The organism is Myxococcus xanthus (assembly GCF_006402735.1).
Classification (GTDB): domain Bacteria; phylum Myxococcota; class Myxococcia; order Myxococcales; family Myxococcaceae; genus Myxococcus; species Myxococcus xanthus_A.
In genome coordinates, this window is record NZ_CP017174.1 from 9,030,406 (window position 1) to 9,052,317 (window position 21,912).

The window sequence follows — 21,912 nt, forward strand, 5'->3', positions numbered from 1 at the left end:
GGCTCACCTCAAGCGGAACGTCGCGAACAGTCCCGGCTTGCCGGTCCACTCCTTCTCCAGCAGCCGCACCTCCAGCTCCACCAGCCGCGCGTAGCTGAGCGAGTACCCCAGCACGTTGTGCTTCCACGTCTCCCGCTTGCGCCGCTCGTACAGCTCGATGGCCTTCGCCCGCCCCGCCTTCCTGAGCCAGACATGCTCGGACGTCACCTCGAAGTCCGCGTCCGCGTCCCACGCCCGCCGGTTCACCGAGGCCACCAGCGGCATGTCCGCCAGCGGCACCCGGAACAGCTCCATCACATCCAGCCCCAGCGGCCCCGCCGTGCCCCGGGGCTGGTGGTAGAAGCCAAACGCCACGTCCAGCCCCACCGCCCGGATGGCCGCCTCCACCTCCCGGTGGACCAGTCCATACAGGAAGCCGAGCACCGCGTTGAACCGGTCCCTCGGAGGCCGCCGGTTGCGCCCGTCGAAGCGCAGCCGCGCGTCCACGTCCTCGCCTTGAAGGTACGGCAGCGCTCCGAAGTACCGCGCCGCGCCCGTGCCCTCCAGCCCCAGGAGCACCTCCAGCGATGGCGCCTCCGCGCATTTCGGCAGCAGCGCCCGGAGGTCCCGCACCGCCGAGGCCAGCACCTGACGCGACTCCGAATCACCACGCGAGGCGCGAAGCAGGAAGCGGAGCTGCCCCTCCAGCTTCGCCGCCACCAGGCGGCGGGCCAGCCCCAGGCACACGTCCTGCTGCCGGAGCGCCTCGAACTGCCGCAGCCGCCGGTGGACGTTGCCTCCCCCTCCGCCCAATCCCCCCAGATAGCGCCCCCCGGACGTGAACCAGTGCACGCCGATGTCGTTCTCCACGCAGTACGCCAGCGCCTGCGCGCTCACCTGCACCGCCCCATGCGCGATGAGCGCCGACACCATGCGCCCTGGCTGCCTCGACGGCGCGCCCTCCCCTTCCGGTGGCGTCACCACCAACTCCTCCGCCGCGCGCCCCACCCGCGTCCCAGGCGTCGCGACGTGCAGCACCTGCCGCACGTCATCCTCCGGGAAGAGCCGGGGCCGCTCCTCCCCCGCCACCTGCCGCTCCTCCTCCGGCAGGCACACGGGCGCCAGCGAGCACTTCGCGCACTTGCGCTCCTCCTGTGTCACGGGCGGCCGCTCCCGCGACGCGCGCAGCAGCCGGGCCCGCGCCACGGCCGCCGCCACGGCGCCCCGCAGCGCCGTGTCCAACGGGAAACGCACCGTCGTGTCCGTCTGGTGGTAGCGGACCCGGCACTCCACGGGCGCCCCCGGGAAGCGCTCCTCCACCAGGAGCGCGTAGGCCCCCGCCTGGAGCCGGTCGCTCGGCCACGCCTCCGGCGCGTCCTGTCCAGGCGCGTGGCGTCCGCGCTTGTGCTCGTAGACGACCAGCGTCCCCTCCCGCGTCCTCACCGCGTCCACCCGGCCGTGCAGCCCCAGGGCCTCGCTCGCCAGCTCCAGCTCGACGCGCTCGCCCTCCTCCTGGAGCTGGACGTGCAACCGCCGTCCCGCGAACACGGCGGCGTCCGCCACGCGCAACTCCTCCACTTCCTCCAGGTAGAAGAGCCGCTCGCAGTACGCCAGCGCGTGCAGCGCGTGCGTGCGGATGGACGGCTCGCCGACGACAGGCTTCGAACTCGTGGATGATGCGTTCATGCCTTGGGGCCCCCCGCCCCGGTACCGCGTGACAACGACAGACAACTATCCAGCGCCCTCCGCGAGCGGGATGCGCGGAAGCCGTTGGACCTCGGGCACGCCCGAGACGTCTTCGAGCAACCCCACCTCATAGCGAGTGCCACGAGTGCCCACGTGGTCCACCCAGACCGGCAGGGTGAGGGCGCCGGTGGACGCGGTCAGGAAGGCCCGACAGCCCGCGGGCGGCCGCCCCTCCGGGAGCAGACGCGCGTCATTGATGAGGTGCGTGGACTCCCCGAGCGACCACGCCCCAGCCCGCGTCACGGAGCCGGGCTCACGCATCGCCCGGACGACGCGGTCCTCCAGCGATTCACCCGAGTCCGGCTCCTCCCGGCTGTCGCACCAGACCACCAGCCGCGCGTCGATGACGAGCTGTTGCTGGTCCGGCGCGGCGTTCTCGTCATTCCCCTTCGCGACCTTCAGGTTCTTCGACCGCCAGAAGGTGCGAAGCACCGTGCTGATGACAGGTGCGTTCAACAACCCCGCCGTCACGCGGCAGCCCCGGTGCCGCTCCCGGTCCTGCTCACCGACGAGCGATAGCAACGCGCCGTAGCACGTCGCGGGCGGCGGCAGGACCTCGGTCTCCACCAGCTCGCGCGCCCGGCCCTTGCGCCAGCACGCCACGGGCACGGACAGTTCGAGCGCGATCACTTCTTCCTCACCTCCAGCCGCTTGCACGCCGCGCGGCAGGCGGCGACCACGCCCGCGTGGAGCTCCGCGCCCGAGAGCACCTCGCGCTCCTCCGCGCCCAGCTCCTCCACCACCTGCCCGCCCAACACCAACTCCTTCGCGGGGACGTCGCCGCTCTTCACCTTGCGCAGCAGCGCGGCGAGCTCCACGCCCCCCGCGCGGGAGGACGGCTCGAAGGCATACAGGATGCGCGGCGCGGCCTCCTGTGTGAGCCGGAAGACGACCGACTCCGGACTGAAGTCGAAGAGGAAGCGGCCGTGGTTGCCCGCGACGGGCCCCAGCGCGCAGAGCTGGTTCAGCGCCGTCACGGCCCGGGCCGGAACTCGCAGCGCCTCCGGCGTCAGCGCCACGCCGTACTGGTAGCGCGTCGCGTGCATCTCCGTCCCGTAGGGCACGGGGTTGCTGCCCTTCTTCTGCGCGGAGGGCGTGGCCCCGGGGCTCGCGGCGTTGAAGGTGACGTCCCCGGACCACGGCGTGAGGCTCACCGCCCGGGACACCTCCAGCACCGCGCGACGGACCTTGGCCGTGCCCTTCTCCTTCTCCTGCTTCGCCCCCTCCGCGGACATGAAGCCCAGCAGGTCATCATCGATATAGGTCTTCTCCTTCGACTTCCCCGACCAGGCGCTGAAGGCGGCGTCCTTCCACTCGTTGGCGCGTGACGCATCGTCATAGGTGCGGTTGCACGGCTCCTGCTCATTCAAGCGCCGCCGCAAGGCGAAGCGGATGGACTCGGCCGAGACGGTGGTGTGGACCTGTCCGTTCCACACCAGCTTCTGGAGGCTGGTGATGTTTCCCTCGGTGAGGCCCCGGTTGTTGGCGGCGGTTCCCAGCGGCGTGACGAAGGCGGCGAAGACGTGAAGGCTCATGAATGGACTCCGGGAAAGTGTGTGGAGCTGCTCAAGACTGCGCGGACGCGCCAGCGGCCTCGTCCGCGTCCTCAAGTTCCGCGGCCTCGCCCCCCTTGCCCTGGTAGCTCGCCAGCGCCACCAACGCGAGGTCGCGGGCCGCGCGCCACCGCTCGGGCCCCAGCAGCGGGAGGATGTCCCTCCAATGCTCCTGGAGCTCACGGTTGGTGCCCGCACGGCTCCACAGGTCCGCGAGCGCCGCGCGCACCTGCTCCGGCGTCTTGGCCCCCGCGAAGCTCAGCCGCAAACGCTCACGCTCACCCTTGAGCCGATTGGAGCGCGTGGCCGGGGCGCTCTCCTTCGTGTCCGCATAGATGCTCTTGAACCGGCTCCGGAGCGCGAGGTGAACGCTCTGGACGAGCCACTGCTCGGCCTCTCCCAGGTACGGATGCATGGCGATGAGTCCCTTCCTTTCGTGCCACAGCAGCGCGCCCAGGTTGTCCCGGTCGCGATAGTCGTGAATGAAGCGGCCCTCGGCCGTCGTCGCGGTGGCGAAGTCCGCGTACCAGGGGCGTGAAGCCGCGAGGTTCTCCGTGATGAAGGCGCGCAGCGCGCTGGTCGCGATGAAGTAGCTCGCCTCGCCCTTCGCCTTGCCCTCGGGCTTGCGGACTCGCAGCGTGTGCGGCAGCGCGGCGGCAGCGGCCTCGTAGCGGTCCAGGACCTCCTCGCGCACGGCGTCCTGCCGCACCACCGCGCCGCGAATCTTCTGCTGCGCGTTCCACGGCATCTGCCGCAGCGCCACGGCCTCGGTGGTCCCCAGCACGGCCCCCAGCCGCTTCTTCCCCGCCTCCTGCGCCATCACCAACTGAGCCGCGAGCACCGCGTCCGACGCCCCCGCCACCGCCACGTCACGCAGCCGCTTGGGTGTCAGCCCAGGGCGCAGCTCCGCGAAGCGGACCAGGTTCGTGGGCGCCAGCGCCACGAAGGCCCCGCCCCGGAGCTGCGGCAGCTTGTAGGAGACACACCCCACCAGCGCGAAGCACGCGCAGAGCGCCTCCGCCGCCGTGTACTCCACCTTGGTGACGCGCACACCGATGTGCCGCTCCGCCGCGCCCGGATAGGCCCAGCTCGCCAACGACGTCGCTCCCGCCTCCAACGCCTCGAGCACGCTCTGCCAGGCCGTCTGGTGGACGAAGGAGTCGTAGCCCTGGGACTCGACGATGACGGGCCGCGCGTCCACCTCGAAGGTGACGCGCCTTCGCGCTCCTCCCTGCGTCGACTTGCCATGCTGGAGGAACGTCACCTTGAGCGCGTCGTGGAGCGCGGCGGCCAGCTCGGGCGGTGGCTCCGGCGCTCCGGGTGGACGCGTGCCCGGTAGGTCGATGAAGCCCTGCTTCACCTGGAATGACGCGCCGAACAGCGCTCGGAGCGTGGCCTCCGGTGCCTCGCCGCCCCAGTCCAGGTGGATGGCTTCCGGCTCCACCGTCGCCAGCCCAGGCCCCAGCCGCACCGGAGAGGGCCACGGCGCGGCGGGTGAATCGCTCCCAAGGATGGCGCGGAGCGATGCCGCCAACCCGCCCGCGCCCGCGCGCAGCAGCGGCGTCATCCCCGGTGCGTACAACCGGATGGAGAGCGGAGCGGGCAAGGCCTTCTTCCGTGGGCTCACGGCTTTCGCCATCGCGCACCTCGCAGACCGTCGTAGTCCAGCGCGTTCGCTGGAGGGATGGGGTATGGCAGCCGGCCCGCACGGGGCCATGCACGCCACTTGAAGGACTCAGGTGGGAGGTTCATGGTCAGAGTGACCTGGTGAGCGCTCACCGCTCCGTCCAGGACGGCACGGGCGTCCTCTTCCAGGAGGACCGTGAGGCTGGGGCTTCCGTCGCGGCACGGCGCGGGCCAGGTGTCGAAGCGTCCATCCAGCCAGGTGCTGGATTGCCGCCGCGGCGCATCCGTCATCCCGGGCGGCACCCATGCGTCCACCAGGTCCCGCTGGCTCAGCGGCCCCGCTCCCAGCCACTCCAACCATGCACGCGCGTCCCGCAGGTCTGGCGCGGCGTAGGGCGGCCCATCGAAGGGGAGCACCACGAAAGGCCGCACGGGCGCGGGCCGATCCGGAGTGCTGCGGCGGTTGAGCCGCCCCAAGCGCTGGATGAGCGCCGGGATGGGCGCCAAATCCGTGACGAGCAGGTCCGCTGACAGGTCCAGGCTCATCTCCGCGACCTGCGTCGTCGACGCGAACGCCGCGCGGCCCTCGGTGGCGAAGGCCTTGATGACGTCACCATGGCGATGGACGCGGTCCTCGTAACGAAAGCGGCTGTGGTACAGCAGCGCGCGCGCACCGTGCGACGTGCCGGCCTCGGCGGTCCGCATGCAGCGCTCCACCGTGTTGCTGACCCACAGCACCTTGCCATGGTCCCGCAGGCACTCCGCCACGAGGGACCACGGCTCCGCGACGTCCAGCCGCTGGTAGCGCGGCAGTGTCTCCAGGTCCTCCGGCCCTTCGACTTCCGCGAGGCTCCGGCCATGAACGCGCGCGCACACGCCGCGCAACGCGTCGAGCCGCATGGCGGGCAGGCTGGCGGTCATCAGCAACGCGGGGATTCCCGGCAGGGCTTCCAGGAAGCGCAGCAGGCAGCCGAAGAGCCGGTCGTCGTAGGCGTGGACTTCGTCGAAGACGACACAGGCCGCGCAGAGCGCGGGCCAGGCATAGAGCCCCTGCCGCTGACTCTGGACGAGCCCGAGCACCGTGTCGGCCGTGCAACTCATCGCGTCCACGCCCCAGGAGCGGAGCGCGTCGAGCCGATCCTGGTCGCGGGAGCCCGTCCCCGGCGCAGCGCCGTCGCGGAGTCCGAAGATGTCGAAGTCCACCTCCGCGCGTGAGTGCTGCAACCGGGCATCCACGTCCGCACCGTGGAGGTAGTCGCGGAAGCCCTCCGTGGCTGTGCCCATCGTGGGATACGTGAGCCACAGCGGACGGCCGGGGTGTTGTCTCGCGGCCCAGAGGTAGGCGGCAGCCGTCTTGCCACTGCCACAGCCCGCGCGAACCAGTGTCAGCGGCGCGGCGCTGCGAGCCACCTCCTCCTGAAACGGTCGTGGTGTGCGTCCCGCGAGGCGGCGCTCGACCACGGCGTGCAGGGCCTCGGCGGGATGGGGCGCCGTGAGCTGACGGTCCACCCAGTCCTGCTTCTCGCCGCTCCGGGGAAGCGCCGAGCCCGCGACGTCCGCCGCGAGCACCAACGCCTTGCACACGGCCAGGAGCCGCGCGTCCACGGAGCCGGCGTGCACGGTCCGCTCGAAGTCGTCCTGCCATGACTGGAGCGGGTCGCGCGGGTGCTCCTTCCGCGTGGCGCGAAGCACGATGGGCGCGGTGAACAGTGGCGGAGCGGACAGCGCCAGCTCCTCGGCGATGCGCCCCAGCGTCCGGGCGAAGTCTTCATGCTGGACCAGCAACTCCAGCGACAGCCCCGCTCCGGTGCCGTCGGGCGCGAAGGCCTCTGTCTGGAACTTGCGGTGGTGTGCGGCCACGCAGACCAGCCCCAGGCACAGGTCCAGCTCGCTCACGTCCCGCAAGAGCCATGCGGAGAGCGGCTGCCCTGGCCAGCAAAGCCACAGCGAGAGCGCTTCGTGGCGGACAAGCTGCGGCGCGTCGCGCTGGCGGCGCAGCATGGATTGGAAGTGCTCGCTGCACTTGCCCAGGTCATGAAGCGCGGCGGCCAGCAGGACGATGCGCCGCAGCCGGGGCTCCAACGCCAAGTCCAGTCCCGCGGCCAGGAGCGACGCGCGGCCCCGGTGCGCCAGGAGCCGACGCGCGGCCGACAGCACCAGGGCGGTGTGTCCCAGCAGCGTGGCCTCGCCCTCGGGTCTGTCGGGCGTGGCCGTGCTCTTGGCCAGCAGCCGCTTCACGCGGCCTTCCCACGGGACTGCACACGCGCCGCCCGGCCGGGCGGGAGGAAGAGGCCACATCCCATGTGGCGGCGGCCGCCCAGTCCCTGCTCCTGCACGCGGAGCGAGTGCTCGGCCGACAAGCCATGGAGTTCGAGCGCGAAGCCCACGACCTTCTTGCCAGCGATGCACACGATGCGCCGCCGCCCCACCTTCAGCGTGGCCCGAACGCCAAGCGCCTCCAGTGCCTGGGAGGCAGCCACGATGAACGAAGCCTCATCCATTGCGTGCTTGAAGGTGACCAGCCGCGCGGACAACGAGGGCACGGGCTCCAGCGCATAAAGCGAGGGCGCGCCCAGGGACAGGCGCCTTCCCGCGACCTCCAACGGCGCGCTCACCAGCGGCAGCAGCGTGGCCACGGCCTCGATGGGGCACCGCAGGCGCATCGTGCCTCGCCCCAGGTAGAGCAACTCCCGCGTGTTGCTCACGCCTCGAAGCGCAAACACCCCCATATCCGTGCGTTCATGCAACGCGGGGATGTGGCGGGAGAGCGCCGAGAACAGGAGATAGGCGTGGTCGAGCGGCACCGGGCCGCCCTGCACGGGGAACAGCAGGTCAATGGCAGGCATGTGAGGGACCTTTCCGGAGCGGCGTCATGAAGCGAGGTGCGCTGAACGCGGTACGAAACGTGCGGGTGGAGATCGGCGGCATCGCGTTCACCCCGTCTGCAACGTGAGCGTGGACGCATAGCCACCAGCCCCTGTGCGCTCGTAGGCCACGACCGGGCCCACTGCGTTGAGCCGCTGGCCCAGGAACAGACAGCACGCCGCGGGTGCGTAGAGGATGAGATGCGTGACCGAAGTGCGCAGCTCGTTGCGCGCGCGCCGGAGCTGTTCACGCGCCTGGACGGCGAACGCCACCGCGTCCGCGTCCGCGCCGACGGCGCCGTCATGGGGCCCGTCCTCCGGCTCCAGGTAGAGCACGGCGCGGAAGTGCCCCGGCCGCTCGGCCATGAAGCGCTCCACGTCCGCGCGAGCATCCCCAGTCATCTGGAACACCACCAGCAGCCCCGCAGCGCCCGAGTCGCCCTCGTGCCCCGTGACACGCAATCGGCGCGGAGACGGCTTCGCGTCCGAGCGCCACAAGAAGGTCTCTCCCCTCGTGGGCTGCTCGACGCGAAAGCGGTAGCCGCCCACCTCCGGGAAGTGGAAGCCCACCGCCAGCACCGTGCTCAACGGCAGCTTGCCCCGCAGATCAATCAACGCGCCGTCAGGCCGCCTCGACAGCCGCTGTCGCACAGCCAGCAGCGAAGGCAGCAGCACGTCCCGCCACACTGCCTCCGACGGCACCGCCCGCGTGTCGCGGTCAAAGTGAGGCGTCCAGTCCAGCTCCTCGGTGGGGGGCTGCTCCCACACACGTCGCGCCCACCCATGAATCCAGAGGCTCACGGCGGGCACGTCCTCCCGTGAGGTCAGCAGTCCCCACGCGCGAATGGCCTCCCGCAGCGACTCCGGGGTGACGTGCTTCCTGCCACCGCCGACCTCAATCCACTCCCGGAGCCCGTCCACCGCGATGGCGCGCGGCTGCCGTCCCATGCGCAGGCCAAGCCGCCCCATCCGGTCGTCCACCTGCTCTTCCAAGTCGGCGATGCCGCCCACGCCGAGCCGCAAGCGCAAGTCCTTGCAGAACGCCCGCAGCATCTCAGCCGATACACCGAGCCGTTGTTCCCACTCCGCCCAGTGTTTCTTCAGGGCGCCTCGCGGCGGCTGCTCGAAGAACGCGTCTGTGAAGCAGTAGTCCCTACCATGCAGATAACGGCCCAGGTCCGCCGCCGATGCCCAGTTGCTCAACAGCCAGATTTCGACGGGCCCCAGGGGCCGCAGCAGCAACCAGCTCTCCAGGAGCTTCCGCAGCAAGGAGTTGCCCACCCGAGGCGGCGTCACCAGTCCCGCCAGGGAGTAGGTATCCCGGTGGTCGACGTGCCACTTCACCTGCATGTATCGGCTGGCCACGCCGGAACCGGGCCGGGTGTGCAGCGTCACGTCATCCGCCGAGCCCGCCGCCGGGTGCTCAACGTAGCCGTGCTGAAAGGGACTGCCCGCGTCGAGCAGCCGGAGCAGCTCGTACCAGCTCAACAGATGCTGATAGCGGTCGCCCTCCAGGCGAGACGCGCTCTGCTCTCCCATGACGCTCCCTCATAGCGACGCCAGGGACGGCGGTGGATACCTCTCCAGGGGTATGGAAGGCGGCGCTCGAAAAGGAAGACGCCAACGCGCGGGGCAACCCATCGCGGGCCCGGTGATTTTTCTTCCGGCGCATGGAGGGAGTGCTCCCGATGCCCCCTGAACGTCCTGCGTGGTTCTGACTACCTTTCAGGTAGACATCGCCCATCCCGAGGTGCCAGACGGAAGCGCGTTCTTCCTCGAAGACAACGGGACATTCGCGCTCCTCCAAGCGTCCCGCAGTGTCATCCCCGTCGAGTAGGTTAGAACCCTGGAGGTTGCCCCTGCGTGTTCCCCCCTGGCTCGTTGGCAATGACGGCGGTGGTGCTCCTGCTGGGCACGGCGGCGCTGGCCCAGACGCCGGACACGAAGCGTTGGCGGCGTATCGAGCGGGCCATGGTCCTGAGCGCGGGCGCGGGCGAGCCCGTCCAGCGACTCCGGCTGGCGCCCGGCGTGGTGACGACGGTGCTGCTCGACTCGGACGCCGTGCTGGAAGGTGAGCTGCCCGAGGTCCTACGCGGGCTGTTCACCCGGCTGGATGTCACGGGGACGCATCTGCTGCTCCAGCCCGCCGTCGCGATGCCCGCGCGGGGCGTTCCGCCGCTGGTGCTGCGCTTCACGGACGCAGCCGCGCCCCAACGGCTCGTCCTGGAGCTGACGACCGAGGCCAACGTGGTGGACTCGGTCGTCGATGTCCGGCGCCACCCCGCCACCGTGGCGCAACTGGAAGCAGAGCTGGTGGCGCTGCGTGAGCGCAACGCATTGCTGGAGGCCCGGCTGGCCACGGCGCGCCGGCAGGTGCCACACCCGGGCATCGCGGGCGCCATTCTCTCTGGCGCCATCGGCATCACGGGGGTTCTCGGCACGTGGATGGATACCCCAGCCAGTGAGGCGGAGCTCAAGGTCCGCCAGCTTGATAGCTATCGCTCCGGCTCGTGGGTAGCGCTCGCGGTGAATCTGGAGAACCCGCCGGGCGAGGCGCCCTGGCAACCGGGCATTGCGCGGCTGACCTCGCTGGACTCGAACGGGCGGCCAACAGGCGAGCCGATGGAGCTGCCCCTGTTGCTGCAAGAGCCGCGTCTGTTGCCTGGCCAGAGCGCGGTCGCCGTCGTGCAGTGGCCCGCCCCCACGCGCCCGCCACCCGCCTACGCGCTGGAACTTTGGGACACTGACCGGCGCCGCGGCGCGCGATGGACGCGACTGAAACCGTAGACGTGCTCGATAGCCTCAAAGGAATCCGTCATGCGACTGGAGTCGAACGCAGCTTCCCCAGGCCCCCTCGTGCTGTCTCCTCATGCCCTGCCTGCCGGCACGCGCGTGGAGCGCTGGCGCGTGGAGCGCCGCATCGGCGGCGGCGGCAATGGCACGGTGTATGAAGTGCGCTCACGCCCCAAAGGCCGCAGCTATGCGCTCAAGCTGGCCCACGCTCCCGGCGATCCCCGCTTCCAGCGCGAGGCACGGACGCTTCACCTGCTCCGCCACCCTGGCGTGGTGCGGCTGCAAGCAACGGGAACCTGGCGCGCCGGGGCCTCCGCCTATCCCTACCTCGTGATGGAGCACGTGCGGGGCAGCACGCTGTACGACTGGTCTCGGGCACGCAATCCGACGGCGCGGCACGTCGCCAGTCTGTTGGCGCAGGCCGCGTGGGCCTTGGACGCCGCGCATCGCAGACAGCTACTTCACCGCGACTTCAAGGGGGAGAACCTTCGCGTCGAGGAACGAGGAAGGCTGGTGGTGCTGGACTGGGGCGCGGGCTGGCATCCCCGTGCCGCCCCCATCACCTCCGCCGCGCGGCTGCCGCCCGGGACCGGGCCCTATCGCAGCCCCCAGGCCATCCTCTGGAGCATGCAGGCTCCACGGCAGACCGCCCGCTCCGATCACTACCTCTACACGGTGGCGGACGAACTGTACGCGGTTGGCGTCACCTTTCACCGGTTGGTGGTGGAGCAGTATCCGCCGCTCGTCCTGGACAAGGCGCACTCCCCAGTGACTTCCGCCACCTTGAGAGCCCTCAACCCACGTATGCCCGAGCCGCTCGCGAGCTGGATTGAGGGACTGCTCGCGTTCGCCCCCGAAGCCCGGCCGCGCAGCGCGGGGAGCCTCGCCCGGGAGGCCCAACAGGCCCAGGCGCACGCGGGACCGGACTGGGACATCCCGCTGTTCGACTGGTACGAGGGGCCCTCCACGGCGACACGCACGACACGCGACGAGGACACCTGGGGCCTCGTGGCACCGGGAGAAGAAGTGGCCCTTCTCCATGCGAGGGCCCTGCGCGCGGCCCGGGTTCAGCACTATCGAATGGGCCGCTGGCTGCGGCGCCGGGTGTCCTCGGAGGTCCAGACGCAACCTCGCACGGAGCCAGCGGGCCCGCCGGAGCCGCGGCACGAGAGCCGGTGGATGCGAGTCGCTGGAGCCCTGACGTTGGTTGCGTGCATGGCCTGGGGACTGACGCTCGCGGGCCCGCATCATGCCGCCCCCATTCCGTCTCATCCCGTTCAGCAACTGGCGCAGACCGGAGGACCAGCCGACACTGGCTCGCCCGCCACGGCCCTTCCGTTTTCCACCGCCGAGCCGCCATGGCCGGAAGATGCCATGTCCACGACCGAGCCACTCGCGCGCTGTGTCCCCCGACTCCACCGTTACCTGCTGGCTGCATTCACCGCGGCCAGTCTCAATGCCTGCTCAGGCACGCAGCTCCGGCCCGAGCCCGCGCGCTGCCCTTCCGAAGCCCTGGAGTCCATGCGTCAGCTCGGGCTCGACCTGAGGTCCCGCGGGCACATCCAGCTCGACATCCAGCAGCCGGACGACTCGTACCAGACGAACTACAGCATCGTCGTCAGCGACGGCCCCATCACCAGCCGGCTCGATGGGCCCATCGACCGCCTCCCGGCCAACACGCTCTTGTACGGGCGCATCTGGACCGGCGGCGAGAAAATCCAGGGCCGCTACACACGCGCGCGGACGCCAGACGGCAGCGAGTACCCGGTGTGCTTCATCCTGGGCAACGAGACAGGCATGTCCAAGTACCGGGGCTCACGGCCCGGCCATACCCGCGCGCACCCGTGGTCCAACGCCCAGGTGGTAGACCACTTCCCCTGACGCAGCGCCGGCTCACGGCGGAGCAACCGTCGAAGGCTTCTCCAGGACACGCGCCTCGTTGCGCAGGCGCAGCTCGTTGCCCGCGGCGGAGAGGACCGCGGCGACGGGCACGGAGAGAAAGGCCCCGGCCACGCCGAAGAGCACGCCCCCGGCGGTGATGGACAGCAGGATGACCACCGGATGCAGCGGCACCGCGCGCCCCATCACCACGGGCTCCAGGACGTTGCTCTCCAGTTGCTGCACGCCCAGCACCACGACGAATGCCAGGAGCGCGTCGAGCGGCCCATTGGTGACGAGTGCGACCAGCACCGCGACCCCGCCCGCCAGGGTGGCGCCGATGACGGGAAAGAACCCGCCCACGAAGGTGAGCGCCGCCAGCGGGAGCACCAGCGGCACGCCGATGATGGCCAGGCCCGCGCCAATGCCCACCGCGTCCACCAGCGCGATGGTGACGACCCCGCGCAGGTAGCCGCTGAGCGTCTTCCAGGCGCGCAGGCCCACCGCGCGCACGGTGTCCCTCCGCTCCGGCGAGGCCCGCGCCAGCACCCAGCCTCCGAGCCGCTCGGTGTCCTTCACGAAGAAGAACAGCAGCGTCAGCGTCAGCAGCCCGCCCGCCACGGCCTGCGCGGCGAAGTTGGCGCCCGCGAGCACGCCGGTGGTGATGCGCCCCAGGTTCGACTTCAAGAAGTCGAGCCCCTTCTCGAACAGGCCGTCGATCTGCTCCCGGGACACGGGGAGCTCCTGCGTCATCCACCCGACGAGGCCCTCCATTCCCTCCTTCACGTTCGAGCCCGCCGCGCCGACCTGCTGGACGATGCGGGGCACGAGCAGGAACACCCCGGCCGCCACCACCAGGAGCAGCACCAACACCGCCAGCAGCGTCGCGAGCGCCCGGGGCACCCGGTGGGCGGACAGCCACCGGACGGGCGGATACAGCAACGTCGCCAGCAGCAGCGCCGCCACTGTCGGCAGGACGATGAGGTAGAGCCGCGCCAGGAGCAGCACGAGCGCCACCACCGCGGCCGCGATCACGAGAAGCTTGCCGCTGAACAGCGCGCCGCGCGTGAGCCAGGAAGCAGAAGGAGGGTCCAGGGTGGCCATACGTCGTGCGCACCCTATGCACGAAGCGGCGCATGGCACCGGGAGGCCACCTGCCGGTGTGGCCTCATGAACGGACGCGGTGGACGCGCGGCTGGAATCCAACGGATGGCCAGGGCGGCCCGTCCCTCAGCGGCGCGCCTTGCGGAAGCTCAAGGCACGTCCACCGGGATGGTCTGCATGAGGGGCACCTGGAGGTCCGTGGGGCGCATCAGCTCGGGGCGGCCACCCGCGGTGCCACCATTCTTGTAGGTGTTGAGCTGACCGGCGATGGTCCACTGCCCCGGCCGGTTGCTGGACCCCTGGGAGTAGTGGATGAAGGGCGTGGCGCCCGTCGGGTCGCCATACTTGCCGGTGGGGTGCGAATAGTCGCTGGGCGTGAAGCTCCCCGCCGGCTTGAGGTTCGGGTGCTGCGAGAGGAAGCCGTCCAGCTCCGCCTTGCCGTTCTTCGAGTAGTCCGCGTGGTGGAGAAAGGACAGGCTGTTGTTCTTCGTGTCGTGCAGGGCGTGGACGGCGCAACCGTTGAGCGCGCCCGTCACCACCGTGGTCGGCTCGCCCGGACGCGGATGCAGCGGCACCCCCTGGATGCCCGCGAACTTGCCCTCACCCGTGGAGAGGTAGTGCATGTAGTGCGCCGGGATGCCCTGACCACCGGCGGGCGAGACGGACAGGTTCGTGTTGCCCTGGTGCTGGTGGGCATTGAGCGTCACCACCGAGTCACTGGCGTTGACGAAGGGCTTCTGCGCGGTGGGGAGGGCCACGCCCTGGGGCGCGCCGCCTGGGAACATGTTGTAGGCGTTCAGGACGTTCTGCCCCGAGTAGCCCAGCGGGTTCGCACCGAACGACGAAGTGACGTCCTTGCCCGGCTGCTGCGTGGGCTGGGGGTTCACCTTGCTCGTGGAGGGCTTGCTGCCCTGCGCGTCGAACCCGTCCTTGATGGGGCTCGGCTTGGACGCGGGCTTCGACTCCACGGGCGGAGGGGTGCTCGGCTTGTTCGTCCCGCTCCCGGAGACAGCGGGGCTCTTGGGGACGGAGGGGCTCTTGAAGCCGCCGAACTTGATGCCTTTCATGGGGGATTCCTGTCGTTGATGGGGGTTGAGGGCGTATCGGGGGAGACTGACTGAACCCCACAGCAACTCTCAAGCCAGGCGAAGAGCCAAGCGCCCCCTCCAGGGATTTCCTGTCAATACCAGCGCTTGCGGGCCGCGGATGAAGACAAGGCCCCCACCCGAGGCCGCGCGAACTGGTGACGGGGGTTCGTGCCCTGGTGAGTCCAGTCACCACCCCAAGGCCTCGCTGCGCTCCTTGTGGAGGTGTCGATTTCACGGCGCAGGAAGCCCGCCGCCTCGAGCCGCTTCACGTACAGCGTCACCGAGGGCTTGGGGATGCACAGGACGGCCGCCAGCTCGGCTGGGTAGGGGTGTGCATCCACCTCCGCGAGCACGAATAGTTCCTTCGTCTCGAGCCCCAGCGCGGCGATGTCCGCGGCGACGCTGGAAATCACCGCCCAAGGTAGCACTCCCCAGGAGCCCACCATGCCGCTCAACCACTACGTGACGCTCGGCCGTTCCGGCCTGCGCGTGAGCCCGCTGTGCCTCGGTGCCATGACTTTCGGTGAAGACCTCGGTTGGGGGTCCAGCGTCGAGGAGTCACAGCGCATCATCGACCGGTACATCGAGCTCGGGGGCAACTTCATCGACACCGCGAACTTCTACACGAAGAGTCACTCCGAGAAGATCATCGGCGACCACGTTGGCCGACACCCGGCCCGGCGAGACCGGCTGGTGATTGCGACGAAGTTCAGCGGGAACCTCTATCCGGGGGACCCGAACGGCGGCGGCTCGGGCCGCAAGTCCATCATCTCGGCGGCGGAGAACTCGCTGCGTCGCCTGCAGACCGACTACATCGACCTGTACTGGCTGCATAACTGGGACATCCACACGCCCATCGAGGAGACGATGGCCGCCCTGGAGGACCTCGTCCGGGCTGGCAAGGTCCGCTACATCGGCGTCTCGGACACGCCCGCCTGGAAGATTGCGCAGGCCAACGTGATGGCGCACTTCCGGGGCTGGTCCTCCTTCATCGGGTTGCAGATTGAGTACTCCCTGCTCGAGCGCAGCGTGGAGCAGGAGCTCGTGCCGATGGCCCTCGAGTTCGGGCTTGGAATCACTCCGTGGTCACCGCTGAAGAGTGGCGCGCTCAGCGGCAAGTACACCCGCGCGAACGCCGGGCAGCAGAAGGCCGACCGGAGCGCCTTCCTGGACCAGGTCCTGAACGAGAAGACCTACGCCCTGGTCGACGAGCTGGGCGCCATCGCCCGCGAGCACGGGAGCACCGTGGCGCGTGTGGCGCTGGCCTGGGTGCAGGCACAGCCGGGCGTGAGCTCGACCATCATCGGCGCGCGGCGGCTGTCGCAGCTGGAGGACAACGTGGGCGCCCTGGAGGTGAAGCTGACCGCCGAGCAGCTCGCCCGGCTCGACGCGCTGACGAAGCCGACCTTCGGGTTCCCCCAGAGCATGCAGCCCATGTTCCCCAGCATCCACAACGGGGGCACCACGGTGAACGGCGTCTTCGCGGAGCCGTCCAACTTCGGGGTGGAGAAGGGCGACAAGGTCTACTGACCCTCCGCCGCGCCCGGGCGCCAACTGGACTTACGGATGCAGATCTTCTTCAAGGTCGCCGCGTAGGTGTTCTCCAAGGCCTTGTCGCTCGTCTTGTCACCGACCAGGACGGTGTACTCCGCGTTCATCGTGTTGAAGCGGACGCAGTCCGTGGCGGCGTGCTCGCTCTCTGCCTTCCCCTTAGCGGGCAGCGCTTCGCAATCCGAGGCGAAGGCCGGGCTGACGGCGAGGCACACGACAGCAGTGGCCATCCAGACGTTTCTCATGATTTCGCGTTCCCCCCTCAGGTCGCTTCCCCATGCGTTCACGGCGACCGTGTCGACCTGGCCCCCACCATCGCGTCGAGATGTTGAGGGAGCGTGGAGAGGCTGCTGAGACGGCTACGTTGAGGGCCCACGCTTCGCGCGCCGGGCCGGCTGCTTCGCGCGACTCCGGCCACGCGGCGCCCTGTCTGGCGCGCTCGCATCCCCCGGCTCCCGAAGCGCGATGCGCCGCGCCACCTCCGCCGCCGCGCGGACCGGCGGCGCGAGCACGTCCTCCGGCGAAGCCTTCGCGCCCCATGACGCCGGCGCCCCCAACTGCCGCAGCACCGCGCCATGGGTGGTGGGCGCATCGAACGAGAAGCTCAGCGCCGGCAGCGGCTCGCGAGGGACGTCGTAGCTGTCCCGCGTCAGCTTGCCCGGCTTCACGCTCGGGACCTCGGGCGCCACCGCCTTCGCGTCCCGCGCCGCCCGCTTCCGCTTCGCCGCGCCGCGCGGCTTGAGCGTCGCCCCGGCTGAGCCAGCCTCACGCGCGGCCCGCAGCGCGCTCAGCACCTGCTCCTTCGTCCGGCCGCGCAGCTCGAACAGGAGGAACGGGTCGCGGTCCAACGCCTCGCCCAGGACGTAATGCGTGGCGGCGACGTGCTTGCACGGGTCTCCCCAGTCCGGACACGAGCAGTCCGTCACCAGTTCCTCGCGGCTCCGCGGGAAGAGGCTGACACCCGCCGCGTGGAAGACCTCGTCGATGGCCTGGGGCATCGTCCCAGCGAGCAACTCCGCCGTGTACTGCGCCCTGCCAGCCATCCCCGCGATGGCCTTCTCCCAGGCGTCCTCGCCGTGCGGCCTGAGCGCCAGCGACACGGCGTAGGGCGTCGGGCGCGAGCCCGTCACCCGCGCGGAGACCTTGCCGCGCCGGATGACCAGGTCATGCGTGCGTCCCGCCCGTGCATACGTCCGGCCCCGGGCCAGCCGTCCCGACTCCCCCTTCAGGACGCGCTCGAGCGCCTCCAGCCACCGCTGGCCCCACCAGGTGGCGCCGGCCTTCTTCACCTTGATGCCATGCGCGGGCGGCGGCCGCTTCGGCGCGGACGTCCAGCCCCAGAACTCCCGGTAGCTCATCGCGACACCGCCTTCTCGTTCGCACGGCCGCGCCGTCGCGGGGCGCGCACCCGCGCGTCGTCTTCCCCTTCCGCCTCGCCATCGTCCGCCACGGCGCCCTCGGACAGCGAGAACAGCTCGCGCAGCGCCGTCGTGTCCAGCTCGGTCACCCAGTGCTCGCCCGTGCCCACGACCTTCTCGGCGAGCTGGCGCTTCTGTTCGAGCAGTTGGTCCACCTTCTCCTCGACGGTGCCCGCGCACACCAGCTTGTGGACCTGCACCGCGCGCGTCTGCCCGATGCGGTACGCGCGGTCGGTGGCCTGGTCCTCGACGGCCGGGTTCCACCAGCGGTCGTAATGAAACACATGGCTCGCCGCCGTCAGGTTGAGCCCCGTGCCCCCCGCCTTGACGGACAGCACGAACACGCGCGGACCGTGGGCGTCCTCCTGGAAGCGCCGCACCATCTCGTCGCGCGCCTTGCGGGACGTGCCGCCGTGGAGGAAGAGCACCTCGTGGCCCAGGTGCTCCGACAGGTGCGCCACCAGCTTGTCGCCCATCTCCCGGAACTGCGTGAAGACGAGCGCCTTGTCGCCGGCGGACAGGGCCTCCTCGAGCATCTCCACCACGCGCGCCAGCTTCCCCGAGCGCCCCGGCAGGGGTCCGGACTCCCCGAGGTACTGCGCCGGGTGGTTGGCGATCTGCTTCGTGTACAGAAGCAGCGCGAGCACGCGGCCCCGGCGGGCCATGCCGTCGGCCTCCTCGATGCGCCGCAGCTCCTCGTCCACCACCGCCTTGTAGAGCGAGGCCTGCTCGCGCGTGAGCGTGCAGACGACCTTCATCTCGTTCTTCGCGGGCAGGTCCGTGATGATGGCTGGGTCGCTCTTGAGGCGGCGCAGGACAAAGGGGCTCACGAGGCGGCGCAGCCGGGCCGCGGCCTCTTGATTGCCATGGCGCTCAATGGGCAGCGCCAGCTCGCGCCGGAACGTCTCCAGCGGCCCGAGCAGGCCTGGGTTGGCGAACTCGAGGATGGACCACAGCTCCGCCAGGCGGTTCTCCACCGGCGTGCCCGTGAGCGCGAAGCGCTGGCTGGCGCGCAGCGCCCGGGCCGCGCGGGCGGTGGCCGACGCCGCGTTCTTGATGTTCTGCGCCTCGTCGAGCACCACCGCGCCCCAGTCCACGCGCGCGAGCAGCGCGGCGTCCCGGCGCAGCAGGCCGTAGGTGGTGAGCACGACGGCGCCCGGCGCGCGGGGGAAGCGGTTCGCCGCGCGGGAGCGCTCGGCGCCGTAGTGCGGCGTCAGGCGCAAGGAGGGGGCGAAGCGGGCGAGCTCACGCTCCCAGTTGCCCACCACGGAGGTGGGGGCCACCAGCAGCGTGGGGTGCGCCTCGTCGGGCGCCTGTTCGAGCCGCCGCAGCAGGAAGGCCAGCACCTGCACCGTCTTGCCCAGGCCCATGTCGTCCGCGAGGCAGGCGCCGAGCCCCAATGAGGCCAGCGTGTCCAGCCAGTGCAGACCGCGCGATTGGTAGGGCCGCAGCGTGGCGCGCAGTGCGCGGGGGGCGTCCTGCGCGGTGGCCCCGCCCTCGCGAAGCAGGCGCAGGCGCTCCTCCAGCGCCCCGGTGGCGAGGACTGTGACGGGAAGCTGTCCGTGGCGCGTCTCGCCGAGCAGGGACACCCGCACCGCCTCGCTCAGCGCCATGCGGCCGGGGCCCTGGGCGAGGTGGCGCTGGATGGCGTCGAGTTCGAGGGGATCCACCGCGACCCACTCGCCGCGAAAGCGCACGAGCGGGGCCTTGCGCTGGGCCAGCAGCGCCAGCTCCTGGGCGGAGAGGGGTTGGTCGCCCAGCACGGCGTCCCAGTCCACGCGCAGCAGCGCGTCGAGCCCGAGTCCCGCGGTGCCACCCACGGCCCCCGCGGCCTTCGTGCTCGCGCCCACGCGCATGCGCAGGCGCAGGCGGCGCCGGCCCGAGGTGGTGAGTTCGCCGGGGACGATGACGCCGAAGCCGGCGTCGGAGAGCACGCGGGCGCCCTCCGAGAGGAACGTCCACGCGGTGTCGGGCTCGAGCAGGAGGGCCTGGGGGCGTGGGCTCTCCAGCACGAGCGCCAGCAGGGGAAAGAGCCGGGCGGCGCGGCCGAGCGCCTCGAGCAGGGACTCCTGCGGGTCACGGAAGGCGCGGCCGAGCTTCTCCAGGCTGCGCCCGCGCGTCTTCCAGACCTCCGCGGCGGGGACGAGCAGGCTCGGGTCGTCCGGGGATTGGAGGTGAAAGCTCAGCACGAAAGGCTCGCGCTCCTCCGTCGGGGGCTCCAGCCGGAAGCAGGCGCGCAGCTTGTCCCGGGCGCCGAGCGCGGGTTCGCTCCAGCGCGTCAGCTCGTCGACGACGGAGCGCTCGGCGAAGCCCTCCGGCGCGAAGTCGCGTCGCGCGCCGGTGAGCGCGTCGCGCCAGCGCTCGTCCCACGAGGCCGCGCGCCGGGCCGGCAACGAAGGCGCACCGCGCGCGGCGCGCACGAAGGCGTCGACGGTGGCGTCGAGGAAGGCACGCAGCAAGGCGTCCGGGGCCCAGACGGCGCGGCCTGGCCTGGCGCCCGCGGGGACGGCGTGCGCGCCGGGCGGCATGCTCCTGGCGAGCGCGGTAACGCGGCTGGCGTCCTCGGTCGCGGAGAGGGCCGCCGCCCAGCGCGCCTCGATGCGCTCGCCCCGCCGCAGGAGCGTTGGCACCACGCGCTCGCGCGCCACCAACTCCAGCGCGAGCTTGCTGGCCAGCGTCCACAGGGCGATGGAGCCGGGAAAGGACTCGGCCTCGGAGGTTTGCACCACCGCGAGCCGCTCGACGGTGGCGGCCAGGGGCAGCCCGCGCCCCTCGCACTCACGCAATCCCTCGGGCGTCACGAGCAGCGCGGAGGCGCGGTCCCCCGTCTCCGGAAGGCCGGCGAGCTCGCGCGGCAGCGGGTCGGGCCCCCAGAGGAACAGCGTCTCGGCGTCGGGCAAGAACACGAGGGGCATCGATGCGAATGTAGCCCCCGACCTGGCAAGTCACAGGCGAAAGCATGTCGGCGGATACCCGCCCGCCCCGGCTTGTCAGCGCCGTACCGGGCGCCTCGCGCCGTGCCCCCAGCCCCCCAACAAGGAGCCTGGCACCTCGCCCGCCCGCCGGAGGGGCACGAACTCCCAAAGCATCCATCCGCCGGGCGGGCCCCTCACACCCCAGGGTGGCGAGAGGCACACGAAGCCGTCTCCCGCACGTCCAGGTGTCGGATGGCAGACTCGTTCAGGGCAAGGATGAACTGTTGTCTGCTCGCGCTTGGGGTGCGGGCAAGCGGGGCCCGCGCCTCGCCAGGGGGATGACACATGTTGAAGACGGGTGGTCCGAAGTCTCCATTCGCCAGTACGGCGCCTCCAGCCGTGCGCAAAGTCGAGCCAACTCCAACGGCTCCCGCCGCGTCGAGCAGCCGGAGCCAACGCACGGACGTCAGCAGCTTCGAGGTGGCGAAGAAGGACCTGCTTCAGCTCCAAGGAGAATCTCTCGGCTGGGAAGGTCCGCCGACAGGCACCGCGACCCGGGTGAACGGAGAGGTGTCCTCGCCACGAACGGAGTCCGCGCCGTGGAAGGTGCGCGTGACGTCGCCATCGTCGTCGACCCTGAGTCCCACCACGCCGCTGAACCTGCGCTCGTCCACCAACGCCGCGGCCAACGCCGGCAACATCATCACCGCCCTGCCCGTGGGAGCGGAGCTGGAGGTGACAGGCAGCCGGTACGTCAAAGGCGACCAGGGCTTGGAGCTGTGGTTCGAGGTGGAGACGGCCCAAGGCGAGACAGGCTTCGTCAAGGCCGGGCGCTTCGAGACACAGAGCGGCGTCGCGACCTTCCCCCCTTACGTCCTGAGCGATGGGCGGGATGGAAGTACTCGCAGCGCGAAGGCACACGCCTCCAGCCTGGTGGGAGGGGGAACGAACTACGGCAACCCGTCCAACGGCGACGGCCCCCTGTGCCTGGGCTTCGTCAATGACTGCTTTGGCATCGCGCAGGCGCCAGACCGCTGCCCGGAGATGAGCAATCCGGATCCGTATGCCGGTAATGCATGGGGCGCCTACAAGAAGCTCCAGGACAACGGCCACATCATGACGGCCAGGCCCATTCCCGATGGGGCCATCGTCTTCTTCGAGCGAACCGAAGACAACGGCCAGAATGGCCACGTGGCCATCGTCACCGGGGACATCGCGCCGGATGGCAGCCCCTATGTCCTCACCTCCGGCTGGGAGAGCTCCCCCGAGGTGAAGCGCATGTCCCTCAAGGAACTGGAGGCGGCAACGGGCGCCGTCGTGGGGTACACGACGCCGGAGGTCGCCTTCACGCCAGGCACCTACGGTGGCGGGGCGCCGGAGGCCTGAGCCAGTCTGTC

17 protein-coding genes are annotated in these 21,912 nt (G+C 70.7%); 4 read left to right on the forward strand and 13 right to left on the reverse strand.

What is annotated here, in order from left to right:
* Positions 1-3 precede the first annotated feature (3 nt).
* The 7 genes from BHS09_RS37275 to BHS09_RS37305 all read right to left on the reverse strand — a co-directional run bounded on the left by BHS09_RS37275 (position 4) and on the right by BHS09_RS37305 (position 9,307).
* Positions 4-1,665, reverse strand: a complete 1,662-nt coding sequence (locus tag BHS09_RS37275) for a type I-MYXAN CRISPR-associated endonuclease Cas4/Cas1 (protein ID WP_140800446.1) — start codon at positions 1,663-1,665, stop codon at positions 4-6.
* A 45-nt stretch (positions 1,666-1,710) separates the two neighbouring features.
* Entirely contained in the window at positions 1,711-2,355 is a 645-nt protein-coding gene (gene cas5 / locus BHS09_RS37280) for a type I-MYXAN CRISPR-associated protein Cas5/Cmx5/DevS (RefSeq protein ID WP_140800447.1), read from the reverse strand.
* Positions 2,352-3,260 carry a type I-B CRISPR-associated protein Cas7/Cst2/DevR gene (gene cas7i, locus BHS09_RS37285; protein ID WP_140800448.1) on the reverse strand — a complete coding sequence of 303 codons (909 nt, stop codon included), beginning with the start codon at positions 3,258-3,260 and terminating at the stop codon, positions 2,352-2,354. Before cas7i ends, cas5 begins: the two co-directional genes overlap by 4 nt.
* A 31-nt stretch (positions 3,261-3,291) precedes the next feature.
* On the reverse strand, positions 3,292-4,905 hold the full coding sequence (gene cas8a1 / locus BHS09_RS37290; protein ID WP_237080067.1) for a type I-MYXAN CRISPR-associated Cas8a1/Cmx1: 1,614 nt from the start codon (positions 4,903-4,905) through the stop codon (positions 3,292-3,294).
* The gene (cas3, locus tag BHS09_RS37295) at positions 4,902-7,142 is read right to left on the reverse strand and encodes a CRISPR-associated helicase Cas3' (protein WP_140800450.1); all 2,241 of its coding nucleotides are present in this window, start codon (positions 7,140-7,142) and stop codon (positions 4,902-4,904) included. The genes cas8a1 and cas3 overlap by 4 nt, the downstream gene beginning before the upstream one ends.
* Positions 7,139-7,750 (reverse strand): type I-MYXAN CRISPR-associated protein Cas6/Cmx6, encoded by a 612-nt coding sequence (gene cas6 / locus BHS09_RS37300; RefSeq protein WP_140800451.1) that lies wholly within the window; start codon positions 7,748-7,750, stop codon positions 7,139-7,141. The genes cas3 and cas6 overlap by 4 nt, the downstream gene beginning before the upstream one ends.
* Positions 7,751-7,837: 87 nt before the next feature.
* The gene (locus BHS09_RS37305; protein WP_140800452.1) at positions 7,838-9,307 is read right to left on the reverse strand and encodes an SAVED domain-containing protein; all 1,470 of its coding nucleotides are present in this window, start codon (positions 9,305-9,307) and stop codon (positions 7,838-7,840) included.
* Positions 9,308-9,631: 324 nt separating this feature from the next.
* Between BHS09_RS37305 and BHS09_RS37310 the strand changes: the two genes are divergently transcribed.
* The gene (locus BHS09_RS37310; RefSeq protein ID WP_140800453.1) at positions 9,632-10,555 is read left to right on the forward strand and encodes a DUF2381 family protein; all 924 of its coding nucleotides are present in this window, start codon (positions 9,632-9,634) and stop codon (positions 10,553-10,555) included.
* Between the two features lie 30 nt (positions 10,556-10,585).
* Positions 10,586-12,442, forward strand: coding sequence for a serine/threonine protein kinase (locus BHS09_RS37315; RefSeq protein ID WP_140800454.1), 1,857 nt, complete (start codon positions 10,586-10,588; stop codon positions 12,440-12,442).
* A gap of 12 nt (positions 12,443-12,454) precedes the next feature.
* Here the strand turns inward: BHS09_RS37315 and BHS09_RS37320 are convergent, their stop codons facing one another.
* The 3 genes from BHS09_RS37320 to BHS09_RS39805 all read right to left on the reverse strand — a co-directional run bounded on the left by BHS09_RS37320 (position 12,455) and on the right by BHS09_RS39805 (position 15,044).
* Positions 12,455-13,543, reverse strand: coding sequence for an AI-2E family transporter (locus BHS09_RS37320; RefSeq protein WP_237077848.1), 1,089 nt, complete (start codon positions 13,541-13,543; stop codon positions 12,455-12,457).
* A 149-nt stretch (positions 13,544-13,692) separates the two neighbouring features.
* The gene (locus tag BHS09_RS37325; protein WP_140800455.1) at positions 13,693-14,610 is read right to left on the reverse strand and encodes a hypothetical protein; all 918 of its coding nucleotides are present in this window, start codon (positions 14,608-14,610) and stop codon (positions 13,693-13,695) included.
* Positions 14,611-14,723: 113 nt separating this feature from the next.
* The gene (locus BHS09_RS39805; RefSeq protein ID WP_237080068.1) at positions 14,724-15,044 is read right to left on the reverse strand and encodes a MarR family transcriptional regulator; all 321 of its coding nucleotides are present in this window, start codon (positions 15,042-15,044) and stop codon (positions 14,724-14,726) included.
* 31 nt (positions 15,045-15,075) lie between these two features.
* Between BHS09_RS39805 and BHS09_RS37335 the strand changes: the two genes are divergently transcribed.
* Positions 15,076-16,161, forward strand: a complete 1,086-nt coding sequence (locus tag BHS09_RS37335) for an aldo/keto reductase (RefSeq protein ID WP_140796109.1) — start codon at positions 15,076-15,078, stop codon at positions 16,159-16,161.
* Here the strand turns inward: BHS09_RS37335 and BHS09_RS37340 are convergent.
* The 3 genes from BHS09_RS37340 to BHS09_RS37350 all read right to left on the reverse strand — a co-directional run bounded on the left by BHS09_RS37340 (position 16,155) and on the right by BHS09_RS37350 (position 20,515).
* The gene (locus BHS09_RS37340) at positions 16,155-16,427 is read right to left on the reverse strand and encodes a hypothetical protein (protein ID WP_237080069.1); all 273 of its coding nucleotides are present in this window, start codon (positions 16,425-16,427) and stop codon (positions 16,155-16,157) included. The genes BHS09_RS37335 and BHS09_RS37340 overlap by 7 nt on opposite strands.
* A gap of 114 nt (positions 16,428-16,541) precedes the next feature.
* The gene (locus BHS09_RS37345) at positions 16,542-17,540 is read right to left on the reverse strand and encodes an SWIM zinc finger family protein (protein WP_140796111.1); all 999 of its coding nucleotides are present in this window, start codon (positions 17,538-17,540) and stop codon (positions 16,542-16,544) included.
* Entirely contained in the window at positions 17,537-20,515 is a 2,979-nt protein-coding gene (locus BHS09_RS37350) for a DEAD/DEAH box helicase (protein ID WP_140800457.1), read from the reverse strand. Before BHS09_RS37350 ends, BHS09_RS37345 begins: the two co-directional genes overlap by 4 nt.
* Positions 20,516-20,914: 399 nt before the next feature.
* Between BHS09_RS37350 and BHS09_RS37355 the strand changes: the two genes are divergently transcribed.
* Entirely contained in the window at positions 20,915-21,901 is a 987-nt protein-coding gene (locus BHS09_RS37355) for a CHAP domain-containing protein (protein WP_140801120.1), read from the forward strand.
* The last annotated feature ends 11 nt before the right edge of the window (positions 21,902-21,912 follow it).

Bases quoted from the DNA above. Each gene is read 5' to 3' on its own strand.
- BHS09_RS37275 (WP_140800446.1), bottom strand. From the start codon at position 1,665: ATGAACGCATCATCCACGAGTTCGAAGCCTGTCGTCGGCGAGCCGTCC.
- BHS09_RS37350 (WP_140800457.1), bottom strand. From the start codon at position 20,515: ATGCCCCTCGTGTTCTTGCCCGACGCCGAGACGCTGTTCCTCTGGGGG.
- BHS09_RS37305 (WP_140800452.1), bottom strand. From the start codon at position 9,307: ATGGGAGAGCAGAGCGCGTCTCGCCTGGAGGGCGACCGCTATCAGCAT.
- BHS09_RS37315 (WP_140800454.1), top strand. From the start codon at position 10,586: ATGCGACTGGAGTCGAACGCAGCTTCCCCAGGCCCCCTCGTGCTGTCT.
- cas7i (WP_140800448.1), bottom strand. From the start codon at position 3,260: ATGAGCCTTCACGTCTTCGCCGCCTTCGTCACGCCGCTGGGAACCGCC.
- BHS09_RS37325 (WP_140800455.1), bottom strand. From the start codon at position 14,610: ATGAAAGGCATCAAGTTCGGCGGCTTCAAGAGCCCCTCCGTCCCCAAG.
- BHS09_RS37320 (WP_237077848.1), bottom strand. From the start codon at position 13,543: ATGGCCACCCTGGACCCTCCTTCTGCTTCCTGGCTCACGCGCGGCGCG.
- BHS09_RS37340 (WP_237080069.1), bottom strand. From the start codon at position 16,427: ATGAGAAACGTCTGGATGGCCACTGCTGTCGTGTGCCTCGCCGTCAGC.
- BHS09_RS37345 (WP_140796111.1), bottom strand. From the start codon at position 17,540: ATGAGCTACCGGGAGTTCTGGGGCTGGACGTCCGCGCCGAAGCGGCCG.
- BHS09_RS37335 (WP_140796109.1), top strand. From the start codon at position 15,076: ATGCCGCTCAACCACTACGTGACGCTCGGCCGTTCCGGCCTGCGCGTG.
- cas6 (WP_140800451.1), bottom strand. From the start codon at position 7,750: ATGCCTGCCATTGACCTGCTGTTCCCCGTGCAGGGCGGCCCGGTGCCG.